Origin of the sequence: Ciceribacter lividus (assembly GCF_003337715.1) — a bacterium.
Taxonomy (GTDB): Bacteria; Pseudomonadota; Alphaproteobacteria; order Rhizobiales; family Rhizobiaceae; genus Allorhizobium; species Allorhizobium lividum.
Genome location: NZ_QPIX01000001.1, coordinates 280008 through 302584, shown reverse-complemented (window position 1 = coordinate 302584; position 22577 = coordinate 280008). Strand labels below are relative to the sequence as shown.

The window sequence follows — 22577 nt, the reverse complement described above, 5'->3', positions numbered from 1 at the left end:
CACCTGTCGCCGGTGCGGTCACCGCGACGGTTGCGGCCAATTCCTCGGCCAATCCGATCACGCTCGACATCAGCGGCGGCTCCGCAGCGTCCGTCGCAGTCGACACACAGGCCAACCACGGCACCGCGACCGCCTCAGGCACGTCGATCACCTATACACCGACGGCAGGCTATTCCGGTTCCGACAGCTTCACCTATACCGCCACCAATGCGACCGGAACCTCGACGGCAGCCACGGTATCGATCACCGTGACCGCCCCGACCCTCACCTTCTCGCCCGCCAGCGGCGCCCTTCCGGACGGAACCGTCGCGACGGCCTATAGCGAAACCATCTCCGCCTCCGCTGGCACCGCGCCCTACACCTATGCCGTAGCATCCGGTTCGCTTCCCGCAGGCCTCACGCTCTCCTCCGGCGGCATCCTGTCCGGAACACCGACGACAGCCGGAAGCTATAGCTTCGCCGTCAAAGCCACCGACGCCAACAACGCCGCGACCTCAGCCAGCTATACAGTCGCCATCGGAGTGCAGGCGCCTGTCGCCGGTGCGGTCACCGCGACGGTTGCGGCCAATTCCTCGGCCAATCCGATCACGCTCGACATCAGCGGCGGCTCCGCAGCGTCCGTCGCAGTCGACACACAGGCCAACCACGGCACCGCGACCGCCTCAGGCACGTCGATCACCTATACACCGACGGCAGGCTATTCCGGTTCCGACAGCTTCACCTATACCGCCACCAATGCGACCGGAACCTCGACGGCAGCCACGGTATCGATCGCCGTGACCGCCCCGACCCTCACCTTCTCGCCCGCCAGCGGCGCCCTTCCGGACGGAACCGTCGCGACGGCCTATAGCAAAACCATGTCCGCCTCCGCGGGCACCGCGCCCTACACCTATGCCGTAGCATCCGGTTCGCTTCCCGCAGGCCTCACGCTCTCCTCCGGAGGCATCCTGTCCGGAACACCGACGACGGCCGGAAGCTATAGCTTCGCCGTCAAAGCCACCGACGCCAATGGCACAACCGGAGAGGGCACCTATACGCTGACGGTGGCGCCACCTGCAGCGACCTTCGTCTTTACCCCGTCGGGCGGCGCGCTGACGGCAGCGATGGTCGGAGAGGATTACAGCCAGTCGATCAGCGCGACAGGCGGCAGGGGCACATTGATATACAGCCTCGCTTCCGGAACTTTACCGAAGGGGTTGACGCTCAACGTATCCACCGGCGAATTAACCGGTCCACTCACTGTCGACGCGGAAGCTAAGGACTATTCCTTCACAATCCAGGTTCGCGACGGCAATGGTTCGACGGGAACGGCGAGCTATACCCTGACTGTGAAATCGCGTGTGGTCACCGTCACCGATCAGGTAGTCGTTGTACCTGCCGGGTCGTCTCCTACTGATGTCTATCTAAACCGCGGCGCAACAGGTGGTCCGTTCACCAAGGCAGAAATGACCTACGTGAAGCCATCCAGTGCAGGCACTGCAACGATCATTCGGGGGCAACTGGCGCAGGCCGGTGCGGTTACAATCCCCGTCGGCTGGTATCTCCAATTCACGCCGAACCCTGCCTATACCGGTCAGGTCCAGGTTGGCTTCCGGCTGACCAGCGATCTCGGCACGTCCAATACGGGCATGGTGACCTACAGCATTGCAATGGATGCAGCGCAGGTGGCCTCTGACGTCAACCTGCTCGTGCACGACTTCGTGCGATCGCGCCAGAACATGATTGCCTCGTCCATCAAGGTTCCGGGTCTGCTACAGCGCCGGCAGATGGAACAGGCGACCGAGCCTGTGACCGCGCGCATGATGCCGTCAGAAAACGGTATGACGGCTCAGTTCTCCACCAGCCTTGCGCAGATGACATCCGCGGAAGAGGCCACTGACGGCGCGCCGGGAGGCTACTCGTCGCCCTTCAATATCTGGATCGACGGCACGTTTCTCGCTCACAACGACAAGGACGTGAACGGCAACAAGTGGGGCCTCTTCGGCATGATCAATCTGGGAGCAGACTACTTGCTCACGGACAAGTCATTGCTCGGTCTGTCCTTCCACTACGACTACATGACCGATCCGACCGACACGGATGCCAAGCTGACCGGCAATGGCTGGATGGCCGGGCCTTATGCGTCGTTTGAGATCGGCAAGGGCGTATTCTGGAATACCAGCCTGCTTTACGGCGGATCGAGCAACACGATCGACACCGAGTTCTGGGACGGCACGTTCGAGTCGGAGCGCTGGATGGCCGATACCTCGATCGAAGGACAGTGGGCTCTCGACGAAGACACGACACTGACCCCTAAGCTGCGAGCGCTCTATTTCCTGGAAAAGGTCAAGGACTACTCCGTCAAGAACAGCGCTGGCGATACGATCGGCATCGACGGCTTCGACGAACAGCAGTTCCGCGTCAGCCTCGGGGCGGAAATCGCGAGATCGTTCACGCTCGAGAGCGGTGCGAAACTGACGCCGAAGCTCGGGCTGACGGGCGGCGTCTCAGGCCTCGACGGCGCAGGCCCCTTTGGCTCCGTCACCGCCGGACTGTCATTGCAGACAGCCGACATGTGGACGCTGGACTCGAGTCTGCTCTTCAACATTGAAGGCGACGGCGAGAAATCCATCGGAGCCAGGGTCGGAGCCGTCAAGAGGTTCTGATCGCTCCCCACGCCGAAGCAGCTGAGGCAAAGGCCGCCCCACCCGGCGGCCTTTGTCGTTCCGTAAGAAGCATTTCGCGCGCCATGTGCGGCTCCTCGATCTCCGTCGCCCCAGCGAGAACCCGAGCACGACGATACGCTTGTTCTGCCGGAAGCAGACCAGATCCGACTCCGACACACGAAGACCCGCGTTTTTCCTGAAACCCCGCCGGGACCCGTTGCCGGAACGCAAACCCGGAAGACCGTCGCAAAGATACATAACGACCCCGTTCAGTGGCCGCGATGCGCACAATCGTGTGTACGTCACCGCGCATGACGGGAAACGGGTGTTTAAAAGTCTACAGGAATTCAGAAGCTTAAAGAGATGGTGGGCCCGGAGGGACTCGAACCCCCAACCAAGCGGTTATGAGCCGCCGGCTCTGACCATTGAGCTACAGGCCCGGCGCCAGGCGCCGCCGGCGGCAATGGTCCCCGCCGGCAAGGTCTCGCTCTAACGCAATTCGGTGGAGGCGACAAGCCATTGCCGCAATGGCTACACAATCACCCGCCATCACGCTATGCGAAGGGACCGATCAACCAGAGGACTAGATGATGACGAGCCGTATCCTGCCTTCCCTCGCATTCGCGGCACTCGCCTGCGCCACCACGCTTTCCCCCGCCGCTGCTTTCGCCGAAGAGGAAAAGCTGCGCGAAGCCACCATCATCGTCTCCGGCGAGGGCGCGGCGAAACTGGCCCCGGACCTCGCAATCCTCTCGCTCAGCGTTCTGCGCGAAGCGCCGACCGCCGCCGAAGCGCTCGCCGCCAACACCGAGGCGATGGGCAAGGTCATTGCCGAACTGAAGGCCGGCGGCATCGAGGCACGCGACCTGCAGACCAGCGATTTCTCGGTCATGCCGCGCTACCGCGACCGCAACGACGACGAACAGATCCGCGAGCCGGAAATCATCGGCTATGCGGTCACCAACGGGCTGACGGTCAGGGTGCGCGATCTCGGCAAGCTCGGCGCGATCATCGACCAGTCGGTGCGGCTCGGCGTCAACCAGGGCGGCAGCATCGTCTTCACCAACGACAAGCCCGACGCCGCGATCAGCGAGGCCCGCAAGGCCGCCGCCGCCGAGGCGATCGCCAAGGCGAAGACGCTCGCCGAAGCCGCCGGCGTGACGCTCGGCCGCGTGGTGGAGATCAGCGAAAACTTCGCCCGTCCGATGCCGCAGCCAATGTTCCGCGCCGCCATGGAGAAGGACATGATGGCCGGAGCACCGGCTCCGATCGAGGCCGGCGAGAACAGCTACAGCGTGACGGTCAACATCACCTACGCGATCAAGCAGTAGGCCGAAAAAATGCGAACGGCCGCTCCTGCCCGGACCTGACCCGAGGCAGAAGCGGCCGGCGCCCCCCAGCGGTGTGGGCGCAATCAGTAGCCGATGATCGGGCAGCCACGCACGTTGGCGAAAACCATCCGGTCGTAGTCGCCATGACGGTAGCCGGCGACGACCACCTTGCGCGGCGTCACGCGCTGGACGCGGGCATGGCGAAGGCCGTTCCAGCGGGCCTTCTCGACCGCGCGGCCGGGATTGCAGGGCCGGTACTGGCGACGCTCGTAGCGGTCATGGTGCTCGTAACGGTCATGGCGCTCGTAACGGCCGTAGGGATCTTCCCAGCCGCGGCGCTCGCCGGGATAGTAGCCGGGTTCGCCGATATAGATGCCGACGCCGAAGTCCGAACCTGCCGCAGCCGAGCCGGCCGTCGCAGAAACCGCACCGAGGGCGATCAGGGCCGCAAGGCCTGCCTTTGCGAGAATGTTGCGCATGTCTTCCTCCTTGGTCTGTGGCGTGGAACCCTCGGGTTCCGTTTGCCTGTCGATTGGGAAGACGATAGCGGCGCGGGGCTGAACGCTGTCAGAACCCGCCGTTCACTCGCCGTTCATCGGCCGAAAGCGGCGAATCATGGGGAAAGGTGCAGCACGACGGAACGCCGGTGCGGCCGGTCGCGGTGCTCGAAGAGATAGATGCCCTGCCAGGTGCCGAGGAGCAGCCGGCCGTCGTTGACCGGCACGGAGAGCGAGACGGGCGTCAGCGCCGCCTTGATATGCGCCGGCATGTCGTCCGGCCCTTCGCTGTCGTGGGTGATCCAGCGCATCGACGGATCGTCGGCGGATGGCACCAGCCGGCGCAGGAATCGGGTGAGGTCGTCCTGCACCGAAGGATCGGCGTTTTCCTGGATCAACAGCGAGCAGGAGGTGTGGCGGACGAAGAGCGTCAGCAGACCCTCGCCACTATAGCCGGAGACGAAGCGGCGCGCCTCGCCGGTGAATTCGTAGAGGCCCTGCCCCGACGTCGCGATGGTGAGAATGGTCTGCGGCACGTTCACCTCCGTCGTCGGCCGGTTCTCGCCCCTGCCGTCGGGGCGGATGCATTTGACATTCGATGCCGCGCCGCCGCAAGGTCCACAGCGACCGTCACGTCCAGCAGAGGAGCACGCCATGAGCACGGACACCAGCCTGATCGACGAACTCGAGGCGCAGGAGAAGGCGCTGGTCTTTGCGGCCTTTGACGAGACGGTGGCTTACGAGGTCGGCGAGCGGCTGGTCCAGGCGGCAAGGCGGGATGGGGCGCCGGTGGTCATCGACATCCGCACGCCGGACCGCACCCTCTTCCATGCTGCGCTCCCCGGCTCCTCTCCCGACAACGACCACTGGGCCCGGCGCAAGAGCAACGTGACGCTGAGACTCCACAAGTCTTCGATGCGCGTCGGCGAAAGCTACCGCCTCAAGGGCCGCACGCTCGGTCCCGACCACGGCTTCGATCCGCTCGACTACGCCTGCCACGGCGGCAGCTTCCCGGTCCGCGTCACCGGTACCGGCGTCGTCGCCGCCATCACCGTCTCCGGGCTTGCCTCGGAGGAAGACCACGCGATGATCGTCAACGTCCTCGAAGACTATCTGTCGTAAACCGGCTCAGAGCGGCGTCGCGCAGAAGAGGCTGATTCTCTGGAACGGCCCGTCGTCGCGTTCGAAGACGACGACCGCCGGCAGCGAAACCCGTCCCTCTTCCGGCTCGTCCTCGCCGGGCGCTGCCCTCGTGACGGCCGAAAGCGTCACCTCGGCCGCATCGCGGAGATCCGCCTCGCCGGTCATCACCACGACGTCGGAAAAGCGGATGTCGCGGCCGAGGATGAAGGCCGCGAGCGTGTTGCGGATCGACTCGGCGCCGATCACCCGGCTGCCGTCCGGCATGTCGAGCGCGGCATCGTCGTCGATCAGCCCCATCAGGGCCTCGAAATCGCGACGGTTGAGCGCTGCGAGGCTCGCATCGATCTGGCTCTTGAGGCGCATCTTTCTTCTCCCCCGCTTCTCCACCCATTCCGAGGAGGTAGCGCGCGGCAGCCGCCGCGGCAAGGGGCAGCCGGCGCTCATGTTTCCGGCGGCAGCAGGACGGCGCCGGAGGCCTCCATCACTGCCGCGGTGATGCCGCGGATCGCCGGCTGCACCGACCGGCTCCAGTGCCAGTAGAGCGGCACGTCGTAAGGCGCATCCTCGACGAGCGGCACCAGCCTGCCTTCGGCGATCAGGTCCTTGACCAGCGCCTCCGGGTTCATGCCCCAGCCGATGCCGGCGAGCGTCGCGTCGACGAAGGCTTCGGACGAGGGGAGCCAGTGGGTCGGCGTCGCCACCGCCTCGCCGAACACCTTTCCGATCCAGCGCGCCTGCAGCATGTCCTTGGCGTTGAAGGTGAGGCAGGGCGCAGCGGCGAGCGCCTCGGGCGTCACGCCGTCCGGAAACCAGCGCCGGACGAAGGCCGGGCTCGCGGTCGCGATGTAGCGGAGCGCCCCGAGCGGGCGGCTGTCGCAGCCCTGCACGGCGCCGCTGTCGCCGCACACCGCCGCCCGCACCTCGCCGCGCCGCAGCCACTCGGCGCTGTGGTCCTGGTCGTCGAGCACGAGGTCGAACAGGCATTCGTCGACCGCCGCCATGGCCGAGACGAACCAGGTCGCGAGGCTGTCGGCATTGACGGCGATGCGGATGCTCGGACGTTCGGCGGGGATCGCGCTGACACCGATCTCCTCGCGCAGGCTGTTTTCAAGCAGCGCCACCTCCTCCACGTGTCGGAAGAGTTTCTGGCCGGCAGGCGTCGCCGTGCAGGGCTGGCCGCGGACGACGAGCACGAGGCCGAGACGCTCCTCGAGGAGCTTTATCCGCTGCGACACCGCCGAAGGCGTCAGGCCGAGAAGGCGCGCGGCCTTCTCGAAGCTCCCTGCACGGAGAACGGTTGCGAGCGCATCCAGCAGCGCATAGTCCATCATCGGTAAATTTCTCTTACTCTAGCCACGGAAATTTAATTTTTCTAATCCGTCGCCGAGGCGTAGTCAAAGACCATTCTTGACGGAGAGGTCCGATGACGACAGCAGCGATTTCCGGTTTCTTCCTCGGCCTCAGCCTGATCGTCGCGATCGGCGCCCAGAACGCCTTCGTGCTCCGTCAGGGGCTGAGGCGCGAGCACGTCTTCTCAATCTGCCTCACCTGTGCGGCCTCCGATGCCGTGCTGATCGCGACCGGTGTCTCCGGCTTTCGCGCCACGACCGGCGCCCTGCCCTGGCTGGAGCCGGCGCTGCGCTTCGGCGGCGTCGCCTTTCTCGCCGTCTACGGCCTGAAGAGCCTGCGCGCGGCGATCGCCGGCAATGCCGCCCTCGACCCCTCCGGCGCCGAGGCGCAGAGCCTCGCGGCGGCGCTCGCGACCTGCCTTGCACTCACCTGGCTCAACCCGCACGTCTATCTCGACACCGTCGTGCTGCTCGGTTCGATCTCGACCCAGTATCCCGGCCGGGAGACCGCCTTCGGGATCGGCGCGGCGGCCGGCTCCTTCCTGTTCTTCTTCTCGCTCGGATACGGCGCGCGCCTCTTGCGTCCCCTCTTCGCCCGGCCCGCCGCCTGGCGCCTGCTGGACGGCGTGATCGCACTCGTCATGTGGACGATCGCCGGCCGCCTTGCGTTTCTCGGGTAACAAGGGCCTCAGAAGACCGGAAAGCCCCGGTTCTTCCACTCGCTCCTCGGGATTTCCTTGCCGACCGCGAAGGCGAAGGAGCGCACGCTCATCGCGTCCTCGTCGAGTTCGCAGCGGAAGCGCAACTCGTACCAGCGGGCGCTCGCCCGGAAGGCGGCGTTGCGGACGTCGAGCACCGTCCCGGTCTTCAGCCCGAAGGACGGCAGGAGCTCCGGCCGGTAGGGCGGCGAGGCACGGCGGAGCTGCTCGCGGAGCTCCGTCACGCAGAGCTCGGCGGCGCGCTCGTCCCGCGGCATGTCGCCCATCGCCGTCTTCGCGACCGGGTTGTCGGTGATCGCGGTGGAAAAGAGCGTCTTCACGTCGGGAAGGTCGTTCGGCGCATCCCCTTTGGCGGGCGCATCCGGCTTCGGCTCGGCCTCCGGCGGGCTTTCCGGCGCGGCCTCCTCGAGCGCGGCGATCGTTTCCGCGGCGAGATCGCCGGCCCCGGGCTTGGCCGTCTCGTCCATCATGTCGGCCTTCGGGAGATCGATCGCAGGCTGCGGCTTCGCACCGGCGGCGGGCTCCTTCTTCTCCGCCGTCTCGGCCGGAGGCTTGGGCTCGACCTGCGGCTTCTCCTCGGGACGCTTTGCCGCCGGTTCCTCCGCGGCATTGCCGTCGAGCGCCTTGCGGGGGCCGCTGTCCTTCTCGCCGAAGGCGAAGACCGGACGCAGCACCGGGATCGGCACACGCCCGCCCGGCGGCTGCCCCCCGGTGGCAGGGGGCGGCTCCGCCTTCTTTTCTTCTGCCTTGGGCGGCGGTGGCGGCGGAGGCGGCTCTTCCTTCTTCTCGTCCTCCGGAGGAGGCGGCGGCTCCGGCTTCTTCTCCTCCGGCGGCGGCACGATCTCGACGCTAACGCTCTCCTCCTTTTGCGGCGCGGGCATCTCGAAGGGCAGCTCGAAGAAGAGAACGGCAGCGAAGACGAGATGCAGCGCGACGGAGGCCGGTATGCCCCATCGGAGAGTGCTGCTGCTGCGCGGCCTTGCCGTCTCGTCGTTCATGCAGAGCATGTAAGTCGGAAAGGAGACGGGATAAAGTCCGCATGACCGGCGGCAGAAGAGAAATGCGCGCCGTTACCCGCGGGCAACGAGAAGCGCCACCGCGAGATAAAAACAAAAAGACCGGCGGGATTGCTCTCGCCGGGCTTCTGTTTTTCTTACGTCTGCAGACCGTTTCTCAGCTGTCCAGGAAGCTTCTGAGCTTGCGGCTCCGGCTCGGGTGCTTGAGCTTGCGGAGCGCCTTGGCTTCGATCTGGCGGATACGTTCGCGCGTCACCGAGAACTGCTGGCCGACTTCTTCGAGCGTGTGGTCGGTGTTCATGCCGATGCCGAAGCGCATGCGCAGCACGCGTTCTTCACGCGGGGTGAGCGAGGCGAGAACGCGGGTCGTCGTTTCCCGGAGGTTCGCCTGGATCGCCGCATCGATCGGCAGCAGCGCGTTTTTGTCCTCGATGAAATCGCCGAGATGCGAATCTTCTTCGTCGCCCACCGGGGTTTCGAGCGAGATCGGCTCCTTGGCGATCTTCAGGACCTTGCGGACCTTTTCGAGCGGCATTGCGAGCTTTTCGGCCAGTTCTTCCGGCGTCGGCTCGCGGCCGATCTCGTGCAGCATCTGGCGCGAGGTGCGGACGATCTTGTTGATCGTCTCGATCATGTGCACCGGAATGCGGATCGTGCGGGCCTGGTCGGCGATCGAGCGGGTGATCGCCTGCCGGATCCACCAGGTGGCGTAGGTCGAGAACTTGTAGCCGCGGCGATACTCGAACTTGTCGACCGCCTTCATCAGGCCGATATTGCCTTCCTGAATGAGGTCGAGGAACTGCAGGCCGCGGTTCGTGTACTTCTTGGCGATCGAGATCACGAGACGGAGGTTGGCTTCCACCATCTCCTTCTTGGCGATGCGCGCTTCACGCTCGCCCTTCTGCACCATGTGCACGATGCGGCGGAATTCCGAAATCGAGATGCCGGTTTCCTGGGCGAGGTTCTGGATCTCCGAGCGGATGTCGCGGATCGTCTGGTTTTCCTCGCGGGCGAATTCTTTCCAGCCGCGCGCCGCCAGATTGCCGATCGACTTCATCCAGTTCGGATCGAGTTCCGCGCCCTGATACTGTTCGAGGAAGGCCTCGCGCTTGACGCCGTAGGATTCGGCAAGACGCAGCAGCCGGCCCTCGTTCTGAACGAGGCGCTTGTTGATGTCGTAGAGCTGCTCGACCAGCGCATCGATGCGGTTCTGGTTGAGCGACAGCGACTTCACCGCCGTGATCAGCTGGTCCTTGAGTTCCTTGTAGCGGCGTTCCTGGCCGGAGGACAGCGTGCCGGCGCAGGCGAGACGCGCCTCCACCTGCTGGTCCTGCAGCTTCCTGAGCTTCTTGTAGGTGTCGGCGATGAGGTCGAGGGTTTCCATGACCTGCGGACGCAGTTCGGCTTCCATCGCCGCCAGCGACAGGTTGCTCTCGTCCTCGTCTTCTTCCTCTTCCTCCGGCGGCAGGCCTTCGCCGCCGACATTGGTGATGTCGTCGTCGCCGCTCGGCGCGCGGGCGCGGCGGGTCTTTTCCTTCTCCTCGGCCGCCTTGCGGTCGGCCTCGATCTTTTCCGGGCTCTGGAACTGCGGAGCAGCCTTGGCCTCGGGACCGGAATAGGTGGTTTCGAGATCGATGATCTCGCGGAGCAGCGTCGTGCCTTCGTTCAGTTCGTCGCGCCAGATGATCAGCGCCTGGAAGGTGAGCGGGCTTTCGCAGAGGCCCGCGATCATCGTCTCGCGGCCGGCCTCGATGCGCTTGGCGATGGCGATTTCGCCCTCGCGCGAGAGAAGCTCGACCGAGCCCATTTCGCGCAGGTACATGCGCACGGGATCGTCCGTGCGGTCGGTCGGCTCTTTCTTCTTGGCGGTCGCGAGCGCGGTGCCGGCGGTCGGCGCCAGTTCGCCGCCTTCCTCGCCGTCGTCACCACCGTCGTCGTCGTCGGCTGCGGCCTCTTCGACCTCTTCGTCCTCGACGACGTTGATGCCCATGTCCGAAAGCATGGACATGGTGTCTTCAATCTGCTCCGAGGTGACCTCCTCAGAAGGCAGCACCGAGTTCAGCTCGTCCATGGTGACGTAGCCGCGCTTCTTCGCCGCCTTGATCATCTTCTTGACCGCGTCGTCGGAAAGATCGAGAAGCGGACCGTCCGTCGCACCGTCGCGTTCGCTGTCGGCTTCTTCGTTTTCTTTGACTTTGGTTGCCATGTATCTCGTCGCTTTCCCTGACGCTGTCATTACCACGTGACACCACGCGGACAGGCCCCAACCGGCCCTGTCCGCCGCGAATCACAGTCACTGACCTAACGGAATGATCTTTAATCCCCGATTAACTACGGGAGTACCCACGGCCACGCCGCACATCTGCGCTTCCGAATGACCGCACATGGTAATATAGATCCGCCCTGATCCAATTCACCTACAAATGCCCGTTCTGGTGATTCCCACAAATTTTCCCGGCGTCAAGCTCTCCAGGCGTCAATACCCAGGAAAATTGGAAAAAACCGCGGCAACGAGCCATCAGCCTCGTTTGTCAACGCAGATGTAGGATCGAAACCGCGGAAGACAAGGGGGAGCGCGCCGCCGAAGCCGATATTGCCGGCGATCGCCCAGCGAGCCGTCTAATGGTGCCCGGTCGCAGCACCCTTCACCCGTCCCGACATTACGCCGAAGCCGTCGACGATCGCCTCCTGATTTTCCATGCGGGTGATCTCGAGCTGAACCTGATGCAGCGCGCCGATCAGCTGGCCGATGCGATCGGCATCCTCCGCTTCCGTCGCCTCCGCGATCTCGCGCTCGAGTTCGAGCCGCTGCGTCTTCAGCGCCCGCGCACGCTTGTGCAGCGACAGTGCCTGCCGGTAGCCCTCGCGCGCATCCTCGCCGGCGGCGATCTCGGTCGCGGTCCAGAGCCGCGCATTGCGGATCTGCTGGTCGAGACTGCGGATGAGTTCGGAAAAGCCCTGCTCGTCCAGCTTTGCCGTCAGATGGTCGCGGTCAAGATGCGCGCCCGCGCCCGCCGCCGCGGTCAGGAGCGCCGACCAGAGGCGCTGCAGGTCGCGGCTCTCGTATTCGATCTGGGCGATCTCGTCGTAGTCGTCCTGCAGGATCTGCGGATGGTTGACGACGGTGAGTGCCAGCACGCTCTCGCGAAGCGTCGGCTGGTCGGACCGGCCCTTGACCATGCCGGACCGCGCCAGCCGCTCGGAGACCGCCGCACCACGCTGCGCGTAGCCCTGTCCGGGCGCCCCGCCCCTGCCCTGCCCTTGCCGCTGCCCGCGCTCGAAGCCGCCGCGACGTTCGCCGCGACCGGCTGGCGCGCTCGACTGGAAAAAGGCATTGAGGCGGTCGCGGACGTCCTGCTGGTAATGCCGCCTGACGCTCTCGTCGGCGATGACCGAGATCACCTGCTTCAGCCGCGCCTCGAGCTCAGCGCGCTTTTCCGGCGTGTCGAAGCCGCCGCCCCCGACCTCGCGTCGCCACACCATCTCGGCGAGCGGACGCGCCTCGGAGAGCACCTTGTCGAAGGGCGCGCGGCCCTCGTGCTTGACGAGATCGTCCGGATCCTTGCCGTCCGGAAGCAGCGCGAAGCGGACGGAGCGGCCGGGTTTGAGATGCGGAAGGGCGAGATCGACGGCGCGGAAGGCGGCCCGCTGGCCGGCGCCGTCGCCGTCGAAGCAGAGCACCGGAACCGGCGTCATCTTCCACATGAGGTCGAGCTGGTTTTCGGTGAGCGCCGTGCCGAGCGGCGCGACGGAATTCGCCACGCCCGCCTGGGCGAGCGCGATGACGTCCATGTAGCCCTCGACGGCGATAATGGTATCGGCACCGCCCGCCCCCTGGATCGCCCGTCTCGCGCGGGAGAAGTTGTAGAGCACGCTGCCCTTGTGGAAGAGTTCGGTCTCCGGCGAGTTCATGTACTTCGCCAGCGCATCCGGCGCCATTGCGCGGCCGCCGAAGGCGATGACCTTGTCGCGCGACGACAGGATCGGAAACATGATGCGGTCGCGGAAATAATCGTAGGAGACGGGAATGTCGTCGCCGTGCCGCACGAGGCCGCAGGCCTCGATCTGTTCCTTCGGCACGCCCTTGCCGGCGAGATATTCCTTGAGCGCATTGCGGCTCTCCGGCGCATAGCCGAGGCGGAAGGTCTCGATCGTTCGCCCGGAAAGGCCGCGCTCGCGCAGATAGGCCCGCGCCCTGGCGCCGTTCGCCGTCTGCAACTGCTCCTGGAAGAAGACCGTCGCCATCTCCATGACGTCGAGGAGGGTCGTGCGCTCCTTCTCCCGACGCTCGGCCTGCGGATCGGGCGCCGGCATCGGTACCCCGGCCATATCGGCGATCTGCTGGACCGCCTCCGGAAAATTCAGGCCTTCGAGATCGGTGAGAAAGCGGAAATGGTCGCCCGTGACGCCACAGCCGAAGCAGTGGTAGCGCCCCTTGCGGTCCTCGCAGTGGAAGCTCGGCGATTTCTCGCCGTGGAAGGGGCAGCACGCCCAGTAGTCGCCACGCGAGACGTTGGTCTTCTTCCGGTCCCAGGACACGCGCCGGCCGATCACCGCCGAAATCGGCACGCGGTCGCGGATCTCGTCGAGAAAGGGTTGGGAAAAACGCATGAATGTCCTCGGGGTCGATCCACCCATATAGGCCGCCTGCACGGCAAATGCCATCGCGCCGATGATCCATACCCGTTATTCACAGCCGTTGACCGTACGTACGTTTGTATATACAATTTTGTCGACTTGGTCTTTGTCGACGCCGCGGCGACCAGAGAGCTCGTGGGGCGAGCGGACAAAACTGAGTCCAACCTCTTTCGTCCCGAAGGAAGCGGTGCCTATGGATGTCTCTCAACCAGACTTCTCCCGCTTCGAATGGGACGAAAACAAGCGACTGAGGAATATAGAGAAACACGGGATTGATTTCGAAGACGCCGTATTGGCCTTGGCCTTGCCGCGTGTCGAGTATCCTTCCGATAGAAATGGAGAGAGACGCACGGTTGCAATCTGCCCGGATGACTTACGCCTGATCGCCATAGTCTATACGGTGAGAGGTGATATCTGCCGGATAATTTCAGCTCGCGTCGCACGGCCAAATGAGCAACGAGAATATTACGCGCGTTACCCGTGAGGACATACTGCGCAAACGGGCAAGGGGCGAAAAGAGCCGCACCGACTGGAAACGCGTCGATGCCATGACCGACGAGGACATCGTCGCGGCCATGCGTGACGATCCCGACTGGCAGGACTTTATCGACATCGACTGGTCGAAGGCCGTGGCCGTGACCCCGCCACAGAAAACGGCGATCTCGATCCGGCTCGACGAGGATATCGTCGATTTCTTCAAGGCGACCGGCAAGGGCTACCAGACGCGCATCAACGCGGTCCTGCGCCATTTCGTGACCGAGCAGAAGCGCTCGAAGCGCTGAACGCAAAACTCCGCCCGAAGGCGGAGTTGCAGCAGTCCGTTTCAAAATGGCGCTGTTTACTTCAGCAGGTCCTTGACGACGCCGGAAGCTTTGGCGAAGTCCATCTGGCCGGGATAGCGCTCCTTGAGCGCGTTCATGCACTTGCCCATGTCACGCAGGCCCTGCGCGCCGGTTTCGGTGATGACGGAGGCGCAGAGTTCGCGCACCTTCTCCTCCGACAGCTGCTCGGGCATGAAGCTCTTGATGACGCCGATTTCCTCGCGCTCCTGGGCGGCGAGTTCCGGACGTCCGTTCTCGGCATAGATGCGGGCGGATTCGTCCCGCTGCTTGATCATCTTGACGAGAATCTGCATGATTTCGTCGTCGCTGACCGGGTCCTTGCCCAGCCCGCGATTGGCGATGTCCCGGTCCTTGATCGCCGCCTGGATCAGCCGCAACGTCGACGTCCGGCACGTATCCTTGGCCTTCAGGGCATCCTTGAGGGAATTGGCGAGCACGTCTCGCATCATGATCTTTCTCCGCGAAAAAGCCGTTCGGCAGGCTCGGTCAATTGTGGCTTTTCCTTGTCAGTTGAGCCGCAGTAATAGCCAGTGGCGTCCGCTCAGGCAAATCAATTAGACAAGCCGTTGAATCCGATGGACGTTAATTCCACGGTTTCCACAGTGAAGAATTGACCTGGCGGAGCGATCCGTCTATTTTCCGGCACCTGCACGAAAATGTAATCAGGGCTTCAAGCGCGCTTTGCCGCGCAGCCTCGATCTGCGACAGAAAATGGCCACTGTCAGCCGGTTCTTCAAGGGAACCGGGGGCAGACGGCTAAACCAAGGAACGGAATATGACCGCGACAGCCCCCTGGACCACCCGCAAGCCAACCGCCCTTCTCGTTCTCGCCGACGGCACCGTGATCGAGGGCCGCGGAATCGGCGCGACGGGCAAGGTGCAGGCGGAAGTCTGCTTCAACACCGCGCTCACCGGTTACGAGGAAATCCTGACCGATCCTTCCTATCTCGGCCAGATCGTCACCTTCACCTTCCCGCATGTCGGCAATGTCGGCACCAACGCGGAAGACATCGAAGACCTGACGCCTGCCGCCCGCAACGGCGCCGTCGGCGTGATCTTCAAGGCCGACATCACCGATCCTTCGAACTACCGCGCCGCCCAGCATCTCGACGCCTGGCTGAAAGCCCGTGGCATCATCGGCCTCTGCGGCGTCGACACCCGCGCGCTGACGGCCTGGATCCGCGAGAACGGTGCCCCGAACGCGGTGATCGCCCACGATCCGGCCGGCGTCTTCGACCTCGAAACGCTGAAGGCGGAAGCGAAGGCCTGGAGCGGCCTCGAAGGCCTCGACCTCGCCAAGGTCGCGACCTCCGGCCAGTCTTCAGTCTGGACGGAAACGCCCTGGGTCTGGAACAGGGGTTTTGGCACGCTCGGCGCCGAGAACGCCCGGTACCACGTCGTCTGCGTCGACTACGGCGTGAAGCGCAACATCCTGCGCCTCTTTGCCGGGCTCGACGCGAAGGTGACGGTGGTGCCGGCGACGACCAGCGCCGAGGAAATCCTTTCGCTCAATCCCGACGGCATCTTCCTGTCGAACGGCCCGGGGGACCCGGCCGCGACCGGCGTCTATGCCGTACCGGTCATCCGCAAGCTCATCGACAGTGGCCTGCCGGTCTTCGGCATCTGCCTCGGCCACCAGATGCTGGCGCTGGCGCTCGGCGGCACGACCGAGAAGATGCACCAGGGCCACCACGGCGCCAACCATCCGGTCAAGGACTTCACCACCGGCAAGGTCGAGATCGTCTCGATGAATCACGGTTTCGCGGTCGACTCGAAGTCGCTGCCGGAAGGCGTTGAGGAGACTCACGTTTCGCTCTTCGACGGCTCGAATTGCGGCCTGCGCCTCGTCGGCAAGCCGGTGTTTTCGGTCCAGCATCACCCGGAGGCCTCGCCCGGTCCGCAGGACAGCCACTATCTCTTCCGCCGCTTCATGAACATGGTGCGCGAGAGAAAGGGCGAAGCGGCGCTCGCAGAGCGCTGATCGGACTCTCTTATTAGCGGATCATTTCGACGGCCCGGCAATCACTGTCGGGCCGTTCGCATTTCGTAGCGCACCCTGAGGAAAAAGCGGGCGCAAAGCAGGAACGAGGCGCTGCCGAGCCCGACGAGGAAGCCGAGCCAGATGCCGACCCCGCCGAGACCGAGCGGGAAGGCCATCAGCCAGGCGAGGAAGAAACCGATCGGCCAATAGGCGATGAGCGCCATGACCATCGGCACGCGGGCATCCTTGAGGCCGCGCAGCAGGCCGCTTGCGATCGCCTGCAGCCCGTCAACGAGCTGGAAGATGCCGGCGACCACCACGAGATGCGCGGCAAAGTCGAGCACCGCCGGCGCCTCCGGCTTGTTGGCGTCGATGAAGACACTGCTGAGCTCGCGCGGCAACGAAAAGAAGAGAATGCCGCCGGCGATCGCGATCAGGCTGGCGATGGCGAAAACGGCGATCGCCGCCCGCACGAGCTCGGCATAATCGCCACGGCCGTGGGCGACACCGATCCGGACGGTTGCTGCCTGCGAGAGGCCGAGCGGGATCATGAAGGCGATGGAGGCGAGCTGCAGGGCGATCCCGTGCGCGGCGAGCTCGATCGTGCCGATGCGCCCCATCAGCAGCGAGGCGGCGGTGAAGAGGCTCACTTCGGCGAGAACGGTCACGCTGATCGGCAGGCCGAGGTGCACGACTTCCCAGAGAGCATGCCAGTCCGGCCGCCAGAAACGGACGAAGAGCTCGTACTTGCGGGTCTGCTCGCGAGTCTGAATATAGACGACCATGGCGAGGAAGCTCGCCCACTGGACGCAGACGGCGACGATCGCCGCCCCGGTCATGCCGAGCGCCGGCAGGCCGAAATGGCCGAGCACGAGGCCGTAGGCCAGAACGCCGTTCATCACCAGCACCCCGAGCGTCACGTAGAGCACGATCCCCGCCCGGCCGATGGCGCTGACGAGGGCCCGCAGCACGGCAAAGAGCAGCGCCGGCAGGAGCCCGAACTGGACGATCATCACGTATCCGGCGGCAAGGGCCGCCACCTCCGGCTTCTGGCCGAGTGCGAGCAATATCCGCTCGGCATTGAAGAAGAGCGGCATCGTCAGCAGCGTGTAGGCGATCGAGGCCCACATGCCCATGCGCAGCGAACGGCGCACCGAGACCACGTCGCCGCGGCCAGAGGCCTGCGCCACCATCGGCACGACGGCGATCGAGAGCCCCGAGCCGAAGATGAAGACGGTGAAGAAGAACTGGCCGGCAAGAACCATCGCCGCAAGCGATTGCGCACCCAGCTGCCCGACGATGACGACGTCGGTCGTATGGATGCCGAGCTGGGCGAACTGGGCGCCGATCAGTGGAATCCCCAGCGCCAGCGTTGCGCGGATATGCTCGCCCCAGCTGTTGGAGGAGCCTACCGGCCGAACTGCGGTTTGCGTGGACATGTTCAAAACCCTGGACGAAAAAAGCCGCTTGCGGGAAATCTGGCAAGCGGCGGACAGCGCCACGGATACGCGAGCCGTCCGAAACGCGCAACCCGAAAGGGCGTTTCTTCAGCAAAACTCGTCGACATATCAATTCGCCTTATGGAGCCATGCAAAATCGCTCGCGCCTCGCGCAGAGGTTTCGGCCCGCCGGTGCTCTGGCGATCACCCCTCCAGGTCGCGTTTCAGGCGATCCAGCAGCGAGACGGCATTCGCCGCATACTCGCCGATCCATCGGTCATGGATCGCCTTGATCGGCAGCGGGTTCAGGATGTTGCGGCGCTCCCGCCCTTCCCGTTTGACGATGACGAGGTCAGCACCTTCCAGCACCTTCAGGTGCTGCATCACCGTACAGCGGTCAAGTGCGGGAAAAGACTCGCAAAGTGCCCCGGTCGTCAGCGGCGCCTCCTTCAGCCGGTCGAGCATCGCCCGCCGCACCGGCGCGGCCAGCGCCTTGAAGACCAGATCCTCCTGATTTGCACTTGACATGTTATATTTTTATAACATTATTGACCGAATGCCAAGAAGAGGAGACGACCATGAACGGTCCGCTGAAGTTCAGAGTGTCTGCGCATATCTCCAGGCCCATCAGCGAGGTCTTCGAGGCGGTCGTCGATCCGGCCATACTCTCACGCTATTTCACCACTGGCGGCGCGAAGGGACGGCTCGAAACCGGCGCGACGGTCTATTGGGATTTCCATGATTTTCCCGGCGCCTTTCCGGTCGAGGTGGTAGAGGTCGTCAAGGATCGGCGCATCGTCCTGCGCTGGGAGGCGAACGAAGGCTCGCCCGCCGAGGGCGACCCTGTGACGACGCCAGCCGGATACAAGACGACCGTGACCATGGAGTTCGAACCGCTCGCTGACGGGCGCACGCTCGTCACCATCGCCGAGGAAGGCTGGCGTCCGACGCCCGGCGGGCTCTCCGCCTCCTACGGCAATTGTCAGGGCTGGATGCAGATGCTCTGCGCGATGAAGGCATGGCTCGAATACGGCATCAACCTGCGCGAAGGCATGTTCAAGTAGGCAGGCGGACGCCGGCTGCGGCATCCGCCTGAACACTGACGATCAGACGTCGCCGGAGAAGGTATCGCAGGCTTTGACCTTGCCGGCGTCGTAGCCGCGCTTGAACCACTTCATCCGCTGCGCCGAGGTGCCGTGGTTGAAGCTGTCGGGAACGACATAGCCCTGGCTGCGCTTCTGCAGCGTATCGTCGCCGATCTGCTGGGCGGCGTTCAGCGCCTCCTCGATGTCGCCGGCGGAGAGAAGCCCCTTCTGGTCGGTCTGCTTGGCCCAGATGCCGGCGAAGCAGTCGGCCTGCAGCTCGACGCGCACCGACATGCGGTTTGCCTCGCCCTCGCCCATCGTCTGGCGCATCTGGTTGAACTTCGGCAGGATGCCCGTCAGGTTCTGCACGTGATGGCCGACCTCGTGGGCGACCACGTAGGCCTGGGCGAAATCGCCGGAAGCGCCGAACTGCTGCGCGAGCTGCCGGAAGAAGTCGGTGTCGAGATAGACCTTGCGGTCGCCCGGACAATAGAAGGGACCCGTCGCCGAAGACGCCAAACCACAGGCCGAGCGGATGGCACCGGAAAAGAGCACCAGCTTCGGTTCTTCGTAACGCTCACCGGATGCCGAAAAGATCGTGTTCCAGGTGTCCTCGGTCTCGGCGAGCACGACGCCGACGAAGCTGCCGATCTCCTTCTCCTGCGGCGAGAGCTCGCGCTGCACCGTCTGCTCGTAGCCGGGGCCGCTCGTGGAGCCGCCATCCAGCATCTGCAGCATGTCGATGCCCATCATCTTCAGGACGAAGTAGAGGACGATCAGGATGATGATGGTCGAGATGCTCAAGCCCCCGCCGCGCCGCCCGACCGGGATGCGCAGGCCCGAGCGACCGAACGGATCGCGCCCCATGCCCGTGCCAGGTGTCGAGGCGCTGCGGCGATCCTCGATGTTCTGCGACTGACGTCGGCCTCTCCATTCCATGTCGGCACCTCTTCTTCCGGCTGCTTTCCGCTGTTGGCGAAAACAGTCTATAGCCGAAAGCGTTCCCGACGGCCATTCGGAGCAGCGCGGTCTGCGACGGTTGTCAGAGGTTCGGACGCTTGTCTTTCCACGGCCGGGCCTGTTCCAGTTGCCCGGCAAGCCGGAAGAGAGTCTCTTCGTCCGCGAAACGTCCAACGAAATGCATGCCGACCGGCAGGCCCTCCGCCGACCAGTGGAGCGGCACCGACATGGCCGGCTGTCCGGTGACGTTGAAAACCGGCGTCCAGGGAATGAACCCGAAGGTCTCGGCGGCGAGCTGCTCGGCGATGCCGAGCTTCTTCAGGAGCCATCCGCCACGGATGTGCCCCATGATGCGGATGAGTGTCTTCTCGATCGGTTTCGGCTGCAGCGCGCCGACCTTCACCGGCAGGCTTGCGAGGACCGGCGTCATCAGCACGTCGTGGGTCTCGAAGAAGCCGAGGATCGATCGCGCCGAGAGCTTCAGGTAGCGCAGCGCCGCAGCAAGCTCGGCAGCGGAGAAGGCCTGACCCAGGAGCGCCAGACCGAAGGAGGACGGATCGTAATCCTCCGGCCTTGTCTTCACGCCGGCCGTTTCGGCGGTGAATGCGATGTCGGCGCGCAGCTCGGCGGCGAGCACCGTCAGAAAGGCCATGGAAAAGGCGGTCCGGTCGACCTTGGGCGCCGCCTCCACCACCTCGTGCCCGAGGTCTTCCAGAAGCCGCACCGTCTCCCTGAAGGCGACCTTCACCTCCGGAGCCACCTCCCGACCGAGCATCGGCGCGTCGGAGACTGCGATCCGAAGCTTCCCCGGCGGGCGGCCGACCGCCTCCAGCCAGGAACCGGGATAGGCGGGGAGCGGATGCGGTGTGCCGACATCCGGTCCGTGGGTGGCGTCGAGCATGGCCGCCGAATCGCGCACCGAGCGCGTCAGCACATGCTCGCCGGCAAAGCCCGACCAGGCCTCGCCGATGAAGGGGCCGACGGGCGTGCGTCCGCGCGTCGGCTTCATGCCGAAGAGGCCGCAGGCCGAAGCGGGAATGCGGATCGACCCGCCGCCGTCGCCGCCCGATGCGATCGGCACCATGCCGGCTGCGACCGCCGCCGCCGAGCCGCCGCTCGATCCGCCCGGCGTGCGGCTCGGGTCCCACGGATTGCGGCAGGGGCCGAAGACCTCCGGCTCGGTATAGGGTGTCAGCCCGAATTCCGGCGTGTTGGTCTTGCCGAGAAAGATCACCCCGGCCTTGCGCCAGCGCTTGACGAGCTCGTTCTCTCCGGTCGCGGGAATGCGCGCCCAGAGCCTGTTGCCATTCGAGGTCGGCACCCCTTCAATCTGGGCGAGAAGATCCTTGACGAGGAAGGGAACACCGGCGAACGGCCCCTCTCCCGCCGGCTCTTCGGCCTGGCGCCGCGCCGTGTCGAACATCGGCCGGACGACGGCGTTGAGCTTCGGATTGTCCCGTTCGATGCGGGCGATCGCCGTATCGACGAGTTCGCGCGCGGACACCTCTTTCCGCCGGACCAGCTCCGCCAGACCGAGCGCATCGCAATTCAGATAATCTTCAAACATGTGAGCCCCCCAGAGCCGCAGGCTAGCATGCGCAAATTCAGGAGCAACCCTACCGATTTTGCCGGAGAAAATTCCCTCAATAAGAGTATATTGTCTGATTGCAACCATAGGATGGAGATTGCAGATGGTGTATCCGGTACACAACCAGCAGGCCGATGCCATGACCCTGTTTCTTGCAGATAACACACAGGTCAATCTTCCGGGCAACGGCAACGCCAATGCGGGTGCCGCGATCACCCGCATCAGCTACCACGGCCTGACCTATGACCGCGTCGGAGACTGGGTGGTCGCGGACGGCACCCAGCTGACAGCCAGCTATCCCGGCGCGCAGAACGTCTATCTGACGACACCCCAGCATTTCGAGGTCGTCTATCACCACAACGGTCCGTGAGCCTCGGCTGGAATCCTGCGGGAAGGACGACCGGCGGTGCCGCTCAGGCGGATGCCAGCACCCGCAGTTCCTCGAAGTGGTTCATGTCCTCGAAGGAGCAGAAGGCCGGCGGCCGCAGTTCTATGGTCCCGGCATTGTTCCTGATGTCCTCGACGACCGAGTCGAGGAAGGGATGCCACCGAGCGAGCGCCGCATCATCGAACCGCTCGATGAGGTAGGCGAAGGTGATGTGGAAACGATAGGAGTCGTGATCGGGGTGGCGGTAGCCGAAGACCTCCGCCAGCCGCTCGCGCCAGTCCTTCAGCGCCGCCCGGTCAGCCGCGCTCGCGCCTTCGAGAATGAGGCCGGTCGGCGTGGCGCGCGTCACTGCCATCCTGAACGGCGCCCCGCCGGCAAAGCCGTGAAGCCTTTCCGTGAAGATCGTGGTCATCTCGCCGATCGGCGTATCGAGCGCAACGTCGCTCGGCCAGAAAGGCAGGCGACGGCGATATTCGATAATGCCCTGGAAGAGCGTCATGTGGAGGCTCGAGACGGGCGTGAAGGCAAGGAGCTTCGCCTCCGGCGTGTCGAGATAGCGGTTGCGCGCCGCGACGATCGCGCGTTCGCTGTCCGAACCGGCAGCGAGGTGGCAGACGACGGTATTGCCCGGCTCCGGAAGAAAGACGCCGTCGGCGCCATAGCGGGTGCCGAAATGCGGCAGCGGCTCCTGCCGCAGGCTGCGCGAGAAGGGATGCAGGTAGGTGGGCAACAGCGCGGCAGATACGTCGGCGGACATTGCAAACTCCGATAAAAGGGCGGGGCTCCCCTCGTATCGGCGTCGTGCGACGCTCCGATGACAGGACGGAACAGCAGGCCTGCCCTCGCCCTCCCCAACTTTCCTCCCGCGCGATGAAATTTGGGGTTCCGCTACGGCGAACAATTCCCTATAAGCCGCTTCTAGCCTGAAAAGACCCTCCTTGCGCCCCGGCCGGTGA

22 protein-coding genes and 1 tRNA gene are annotated in these 22577 nt (G+C 64.7%); 9 read left to right on the top strand and 14 right to left on the bottom strand.

Annotation, left to right across the window (positions count from 1 at the left end; translation table 11 throughout):
* A partial coding sequence (locus DFR48_RS01560) for a putative Ig domain-containing protein (RefSeq protein ID WP_170141774.1) occupies window positions 1-2645 on the top strand: 2645 nt, incomplete at its 5' end.
* A 364-nt stretch (window positions 2646-3009) separates the two neighbouring features.
* On the opposite strand, the gene DFR48_RS01555 is transcribed toward DFR48_RS01560, so the two are convergent.
* A tRNA-Ile gene (locus DFR48_RS01555) sits at window positions 3010-3085 on the bottom strand.
* A gap of 150 nt (window positions 3086-3235) precedes the next feature.
* Between DFR48_RS01555 and DFR48_RS01550 the strand changes: the two genes are divergently transcribed.
* Window positions 3236-3976, top strand: coding sequence for an SIMPL domain-containing protein (locus DFR48_RS01550; protein ID WP_114361809.1), 741 nt, complete (start codon window positions 3236-3238; stop codon window positions 3974-3976).
* An 83-nt stretch (window positions 3977-4059) separates the two neighbouring features.
* On the opposite strand, the gene DFR48_RS01545 is transcribed toward DFR48_RS01550, so the two are convergent.
* Together DFR48_RS01545 and DFR48_RS01540 are read right to left on the bottom strand one after the other, a co-directional pair.
* Window positions 4060-4455, bottom strand: coding sequence for a hypothetical protein (locus DFR48_RS01545; RefSeq protein ID WP_114361391.1), 396 nt, complete (start codon window positions 4453-4455; stop codon window positions 4060-4062).
* A gap of 134 nt (window positions 4456-4589) precedes the next feature.
* Window positions 4590-5009, bottom strand: coding sequence for a secondary thiamine-phosphate synthase enzyme YjbQ (locus DFR48_RS01540; protein ID WP_114361808.1), 420 nt, complete (start codon window positions 5007-5009; stop codon window positions 4590-4592).
* A 118-nt stretch (window positions 5010-5127) separates the two neighbouring features.
* Between DFR48_RS01540 and DFR48_RS01535 the strand changes: the two genes are divergently transcribed.
* Window positions 5128-5595, top strand: coding sequence for a heme-degrading domain-containing protein (locus tag DFR48_RS01535; RefSeq protein ID WP_114361390.1), 468 nt, complete (start codon window positions 5128-5130; stop codon window positions 5593-5595).
* Window positions 5596-5601: 6 nt separating this feature from the next.
* Here the strand turns inward: DFR48_RS01535 and DFR48_RS01530 are convergent, their stop codons facing one another.
* Together DFR48_RS01530 and DFR48_RS01525 are read right to left on the bottom strand one after the other, a co-directional pair.
* Complete coding sequence (locus tag DFR48_RS01530; protein ID WP_170141773.1) at window positions 5602-5979, bottom strand: YybH family protein; 378 nt, start codon at window positions 5977-5979, stop codon at window positions 5602-5604.
* A 77-nt stretch (window positions 5980-6056) separates the two neighbouring features.
* Window positions 6057-6947: a LysR family transcriptional regulator ArgP gene (locus DFR48_RS01525; protein ID WP_114361388.1), complete on the bottom strand. Its 891-nt coding sequence runs from the start codon at window positions 6945-6947 to the stop codon at window positions 6057-6059.
* A 92-nt stretch (window positions 6948-7039) separates the two neighbouring features.
* On the opposite strand from DFR48_RS01525, the gene DFR48_RS01520 reads away from it, so the two are divergent.
* A complete protein-coding gene (locus DFR48_RS01520; RefSeq protein ID WP_114361387.1) occupies window positions 7040-7645 on the top strand; it encodes a LysE/ArgO family amino acid transporter in 606 nt (201 codons plus the stop codon).
* 8 nt (window positions 7646-7653) lie between these two features.
* Here DFR48_RS01520 and DFR48_RS01515 read toward each other — a convergent pair whose 3' ends face one another.
* The 3 genes from DFR48_RS01515 to dnaG form a co-directional block, all read right to left on the bottom strand.
* A complete protein-coding gene (locus DFR48_RS01515; RefSeq protein WP_114361807.1) occupies window positions 7654-8682 on the bottom strand; it encodes a DUF930 domain-containing protein in 1029 nt (342 codons plus the stop codon).
* Window positions 8683-8857: 175 nt separating this feature from the next.
* The gene (gene rpoD / locus DFR48_RS01510) at window positions 8858-10906 is read right to left on the bottom strand and encodes an RNA polymerase sigma factor RpoD (RefSeq protein ID WP_114361386.1); all 2049 of its coding nucleotides are present in this window, start codon (window positions 10904-10906) and stop codon (window positions 8858-8860) included.
* A gap of 413 nt (window positions 10907-11319) precedes the next feature.
* Window positions 11320-13311, bottom strand: a complete 1992-nt coding sequence (gene dnaG / locus DFR48_RS01505) for a DNA primase (protein ID WP_114361385.1) — start codon at window positions 13309-13311, stop codon at window positions 11320-11322.
* A gap of 61 nt (window positions 13312-13372) precedes the next feature.
* Between dnaG and DFR48_RS22370 the strand changes: the two genes are divergently transcribed.
* Entirely contained in the window at window positions 13373-13822 is a 450-nt protein-coding gene (locus tag DFR48_RS22370) for a BrnT family toxin (RefSeq protein ID WP_342634906.1), read from the top strand.
* Window positions 13788-14120 (top strand): BrnA antitoxin family protein, encoded by a 333-nt coding sequence (locus DFR48_RS01495; protein WP_114361383.1) that lies wholly within the window; start codon window positions 13788-13790, stop codon window positions 14118-14120. The genes DFR48_RS22370 and DFR48_RS01495 overlap by 35 nt, the downstream gene beginning before the upstream one ends.
* 56 nt (window positions 14121-14176) lie before the next feature.
* Here the strand turns inward: DFR48_RS01495 and DFR48_RS01490 are convergent, their stop codons facing one another.
* The gene (locus DFR48_RS01490; RefSeq protein ID WP_114361806.1) at window positions 14177-14626 is read right to left on the bottom strand and encodes a GatB/YqeY domain-containing protein; all 450 of its coding nucleotides are present in this window, start codon (window positions 14624-14626) and stop codon (window positions 14177-14179) included.
* A gap of 329 nt (window positions 14627-14955) precedes the next feature.
* On the opposite strand from DFR48_RS01490, the gene carA reads away from it, so the two are divergent.
* The gene (gene carA, locus DFR48_RS01485; protein WP_114361382.1) at window positions 14956-16161 is read left to right on the top strand and encodes a glutamine-hydrolyzing carbamoyl-phosphate synthase small subunit; all 1206 of its coding nucleotides are present in this window, start codon (window positions 14956-14958) and stop codon (window positions 16159-16161) included.
* A 41-nt stretch (window positions 16162-16202) separates the two neighbouring features.
* Here the strand turns inward: carA and DFR48_RS01480 are convergent, their stop codons facing one another.
* Complete coding sequence (locus tag DFR48_RS01480) at window positions 16203-17600, bottom strand: MATE family efflux transporter (protein WP_114361381.1); 1398 nt, start codon at window positions 17598-17600, stop codon at window positions 16203-16205.
* A gap of 204 nt (window positions 17601-17804) precedes the next feature.
* Entirely contained in the window at window positions 17805-18128 is a 324-nt protein-coding gene (locus DFR48_RS01475; protein ID WP_114361380.1) for an ArsR/SmtB family transcription factor, read from the bottom strand.
* A gap of 50 nt (window positions 18129-18178) precedes the next feature.
* Between DFR48_RS01475 and DFR48_RS01470 the strand changes: the two genes are divergently transcribed.
* Window positions 18179-18664: an SRPBCC family protein gene (locus DFR48_RS01470; protein ID WP_114361379.1), complete on the top strand. Its 486-nt coding sequence runs from the start codon at window positions 18179-18181 to the stop codon at window positions 18662-18664.
* A 42-nt stretch (window positions 18665-18706) separates the two neighbouring features.
* Here the strand turns inward: DFR48_RS01470 and ypfJ are convergent, their stop codons facing one another.
* Window positions 18707-19624: a KPN_02809 family neutral zinc metallopeptidase gene (gene ypfJ, locus DFR48_RS01465; RefSeq protein ID WP_114361378.1), complete on the bottom strand. Its 918-nt coding sequence runs from the start codon at window positions 19622-19624 to the stop codon at window positions 18707-18709.
* 103 nt (window positions 19625-19727) lie between these two features.
* On the bottom strand, window positions 19728-21212 hold the full coding sequence (locus DFR48_RS01460; protein ID WP_114361377.1) for an amidase: 1485 nt from the start codon (window positions 21210-21212) through the stop codon (window positions 19728-19730).
* 124 nt (window positions 21213-21336) lie between these two features.
* Between DFR48_RS01460 and DFR48_RS01455 the strand changes: the two genes are divergently transcribed.
* Window positions 21337-21603, top strand: coding sequence for a hypothetical protein (locus DFR48_RS01455; RefSeq protein WP_114361376.1), 267 nt, complete (start codon window positions 21337-21339; stop codon window positions 21601-21603).
* A 43-nt stretch (window positions 21604-21646) separates the two neighbouring features.
* On the opposite strand, the gene DFR48_RS01450 is transcribed toward DFR48_RS01455, so the two are convergent.
* Entirely contained in the window at window positions 21647-22378 is a 732-nt protein-coding gene (locus DFR48_RS01450) for a DUF1868 domain-containing protein (RefSeq protein ID WP_114361375.1), read from the bottom strand.
* Between the last annotated feature and the right edge of the window lie 199 nt (window positions 22379-22577).

Bases quoted from the DNA above. Each gene is read 5' to 3' on its own strand.
- DFR48_RS01550 (WP_114361809.1), top strand. From the start codon at position 3,236: ATGACGAGCCGTATCCTGCCTTCCCTCGCATTCGCGGCACTCGCCTGC.
- DFR48_RS01545 (WP_114361391.1), bottom strand. From the start codon at position 4,455: ATGCGCAACATTCTCGCAAAGGCAGGCCTTGCGGCCCTGATCGCCCTC.
- DFR48_RS01535 (WP_114361390.1), top strand. From the start codon at position 5,128: ATGAGCACGGACACCAGCCTGATCGACGAACTCGAGGCGCAGGAGAAG.
- DFR48_RS01530 (WP_170141773.1), bottom strand. From the start codon at position 5,979: ATGCGCCTCAAGAGCCAGATCGATGCGAGCCTCGCAGCGCTCAACCGT.
- DFR48_RS01525 (WP_114361388.1), bottom strand. From the start codon at position 6,947: ATGATGGACTATGCGCTGCTGGATGCGCTCGCAACCGTTCTCCGTGCA.
- DFR48_RS01520 (WP_114361387.1), top strand. From the start codon at position 7,040: ATGACGACAGCAGCGATTTCCGGTTTCTTCCTCGGCCTCAGCCTGATC.
- DFR48_RS01515 (WP_114361807.1), bottom strand. From the start codon at position 8,682: ATGAACGACGAGACGGCAAGGCCGCGCAGCAGCAGCACTCTCCGATGG.
- rpoD (WP_114361386.1), bottom strand. From the start codon at position 10,906: ATGGCAACCAAAGTCAAAGAAAACGAAGAAGCCGACAGCGAACGCGAC.
- dnaG (WP_114361385.1), bottom strand. From the start codon at position 13,311: ATGCGTTTTTCCCAACCCTTTCTCGACGAGATCCGCGACCGCGTGCCG.
- DFR48_RS22370 (WP_342634906.1), top strand. From the start codon at position 13,373: ATGATCCATACCCGTTATTCACAGCCGTTGACCGTACGTACGTTTGTA.
- DFR48_RS01495 (WP_114361383.1), top strand. From the start codon at position 13,788: ATGAGCAACGAGAATATTACGCGCGTTACCCGTGAGGACATACTGCGC.
- DFR48_RS01490 (WP_114361806.1), bottom strand. From the start codon at position 14,626: ATGCGAGACGTGCTCGCCAATTCCCTCAAGGATGCCCTGAAGGCCAAG.
- carA (WP_114361382.1), top strand. From the start codon at position 14,956: ATGACCGCGACAGCCCCCTGGACCACCCGCAAGCCAACCGCCCTTCTC.
- DFR48_RS01480 (WP_114361381.1), bottom strand. From the start codon at position 17,600: ATGTCCACGCAAACCGCAGTTCGGCCGGTAGGCTCCTCCAACAGCTGG.
- DFR48_RS01475 (WP_114361380.1), bottom strand. From the start codon at position 18,128: ATGTCAAGTGCAAATCAGGAGGATCTGGTCTTCAAGGCGCTGGCCGCG.
- DFR48_RS01470 (WP_114361379.1), top strand. From the start codon at position 18,179: ATGAACGGTCCGCTGAAGTTCAGAGTGTCTGCGCATATCTCCAGGCCC.
- ypfJ (WP_114361378.1), bottom strand. From the start codon at position 19,624: ATGGAATGGAGAGGCCGACGTCAGTCGCAGAACATCGAGGATCGCCGC.
- DFR48_RS01460 (WP_114361377.1), bottom strand. From the start codon at position 21,212: ATGTTTGAAGATTATCTGAATTGCGATGCGCTCGGTCTGGCGGAGCTG.
- DFR48_RS01455 (WP_114361376.1), top strand. From the start codon at position 21,337: ATGGTGTATCCGGTACACAACCAGCAGGCCGATGCCATGACCCTGTTT.
- DFR48_RS01450 (WP_114361375.1), bottom strand. From the start codon at position 22,378: ATGTCCGCCGACGTATCTGCCGCGCTGTTGCCCACCTACCTGCATCCC.